This is a genomic window from Mesorhizobium sp. M7A.F.Ca.CA.001.08.2.1 (assembly GCF_003998455.1).
Lineage (GTDB): Bacteria > Pseudomonadota > Alphaproteobacteria > Rhizobiales > Rhizobiaceae > Mesorhizobium > Mesorhizobium ciceri.
The window spans coordinates 1-647 of the sequence record NZ_RZPW01001378.1 but is presented as its reverse complement, the minus strand read 5'-3'; the positions used below and the strand labels follow the sequence as shown (position 1 = coordinate 647).

Genomic DNA, 647 nt, shown 5'->3' with positions numbered 1-647 from the left:
TTGCCAATCCTGCGAGGCAAGGCATCGCGGCATTTGCGGTGCCCTTGATCCCGATCAATTGGTCGGGCTCGCCAAGACCTCGTCAAAGCACACCGTTGAACCGGGGTCAGAACTGATGGCCGACGCCGAAACCGTCGACAGCTATTCCAACGTGCTTTCCGGCGTCGTGAAGCTGACGAAGAGCCTTTCGGACGGGCGCCAGCAGATTGTCGCGCTTCAGTTTGCCCCCGATTTTCTGGGACGGCCGTTCAAGGTGGAAAGCGTGATCAACGCGGAAGCGGCAACGGCCGTCTCCCTGTGTTCGTTTCCAAGGGCTTCCGTCGAAAGGATGATGAGGGAGTCGCCGGATCTCGAGCACCGCCTGTTCAAGCAGACGCTGAACGAACTCGACGATGCACGCGACTGGATGGTCACGCTGGGACGCAAGACCGCTGCGGAAAAAGTGGCGAGCTTTCTGCTGATGATTGCCAGAAACATCGATCCCACGCTCGATCCAAACACCAATCCGACGAGCTTCGAACTGCCTCTCACACGTGCCGACATCGCCGATTTCCTCGGCCTGACAATCGAGACGGTGAGCCGCCAGTTGACCCGGCTGCGGACAGACGGCGTGATCCGGATCGACAACAACCGCCATGTGACTGTGG

The 647-nt window shown here is 59.5% G+C and carries 1 protein-coding gene; it reads left to right on the top strand.

The window, feature by feature from the left end; genetic code table 11:
* On the top strand, window positions 1-647 hold a 647-nt coding region (locus EN914_RS37510; RefSeq protein WP_245497952.1), incomplete at both ends, for a Crp/Fnr family transcriptional regulator.